Origin of the sequence: Bartonella sp. AC62GZZY (assembly GCF_042196525.1) — a bacterium.
GTDB lineage: Bacteria > Pseudomonadota > Alphaproteobacteria > Rhizobiales > Rhizobiaceae > Bartonella.
Genome location: NZ_JBHIQN010000051.1, coordinates 1 through 1,696 on the forward strand (window position 1 = coordinate 1; position 1,696 = coordinate 1,696).

Annotated in this window: 2 protein-coding genes and 1 pseudogene; all 3 read right to left on the bottom strand. The window is 36.1% G+C overall.

The window, feature by feature from the left end:
- On the bottom strand, positions 1-111 hold a 111-nt coding region (locus ACFIML_RS09050; protein WP_375688003.1), incomplete at its 3' end, for an antA/AntB antirepressor family protein.
- A gap of 606 nt (positions 112-717) precedes the next feature.
- Positions 718-1,209 (bottom strand): annotated as a pseudogene (locus ACFIML_RS09055) (hypothetical protein).
- A gap of 90 nt (positions 1,210-1,299) precedes the next feature.
- Entirely contained in the window at positions 1,300-1,620 is a 321-nt protein-coding gene (locus tag ACFIML_RS09060; protein ID WP_375688005.1) for a hypothetical protein, read from the bottom strand.
- Positions 1,621-1,696 lie beyond the last annotated feature (76 nt).

A 1,696-nucleotide genomic window follows, 5' to 3' on the forward strand; every position in this document is an offset into this window, starting at 1 on the left:
AATGCGATTTTTTATCCAATTTCTAAATTCCGATTTAACTTCCAAAAACGTATGCAATTCACGTGCATTAACAGTTTGAACGGTTTTCGGATCAATGACTTGTTCTGATATTTTTAAGAATGTTCATAATGAACTCCTATCGATTAGAGGTTTTCTATTGACACTTTAAAAGAGTTCTGGGCACTAAGAAACACGGCAATCTAGTCTGTCGTTACGCCTTTCCCCGAAGGGTGTTATATGGTATAACCACACCTGACAAAGCTATTATATGCATGTAGCATACAATGAGTTAAAGCTTTTAAATTGCGGAAGATTAGTTATTTCGGCAACTAATCCGCTAGTTGTTTTGAGGTGTTTTTGAGGCACCTGATTCGAAAATACCTATTACTATAGAATTGTCCAGCAACAAAAATTACTTCTTGCTAAGAAAACGTTTCACATACTGTACAGTGTACATAATAAAAATTGTTATTTATCAATGAGTTAAGTGTACAACGTACAGTCAAATTGAAAATTCTGTCGCTAGCGATAATTCGCACTAGTCTGCCCTGCAACGAAGCCAACCCGCTGGGAAGTACCTTTTGCATTGATTTTATTAACTTTTTTATGGAAAAAGAGAAGCATAAGTGATAATCTGTTTTTAAGATTGCAATAAGAATATGTAATGCCTATCCTCATAAGGATATGGAATATATAGATAAAGCTTGAGAACATGATCTAGCCTTTTTTATTAGCAGCGTATTCTCGACGAAAAAGTTGTCTCTGTATATTTTGGGTTAATCTTTCATTGGCATATTATGCAATAGCACTTGCAATCTCTGGCTTTGACATGACCTCAGAAGTTGAGGGGCCCTCTTGTTTTGCAATAGGGAATTGATCTCCGTCATCTCTTTGAAACACATTCCCTCCCATTTTCAAATCAACACGCTTTGGAAAACTGCCTCCCTTGATAAAACCATGGGGTAAGATTTCTTTCTTTCCAAACAGTGTGTAAATTACGCCGCGTTTTGTTTCTTTTGCTTTAAAAAATTTAAGAGGTATTGGTGTTCCAGAACCAATGATACCTGTCTCAAGAAACCTTGCTGTCACTTTTTCTTTAATATAAACACCTTTTCTGATACGCTTTGTTTGAGCTGATGAGATGTCGGTAACTTGCTTTTCAGTAAAGCGTTCAACTTGTTTTGCTGAGGTGTTTAGAGCATTACGCAGAGCCCAATTAAGGCGTGGTGCTTGAAGGCTTGTGAAGGTATCTTTTGCCTGTTGAAGATACTATTTTTGGTAGATGATTAACTTCAACGTCTAAGCCTTTTTAAGAGTAGGTGTTGATGATTGAGAGACCTTAGATGCTTTTGGTTTTTCGAGAGAGGTTTTTTTAGTCACTGATTTCGTTGATGTTTGTACGGCTTCTTGTTCTATTTGCTTAATTTGTTCAACTACCTTGTCGGGCTTTATTTTTGTTTTAACATCAACAAAGGGTTTAGCAGCATTTGCACGCTTGAGACGAGCATAGACTTGATTAGAAAGCTCAACAAATGGATTATTGGGAGTTGAAACTTCAAAGCGAACAGTGCTTTTATTGTCGCCAACAACACACATTGGCTTAGTGATGACAGCTTTCATTATGGCTCCTTTTGAGTCATAATTAATGACATCATTAGTCAAATATTGATTTTTATTCTGTGAAAAATTGATTAGC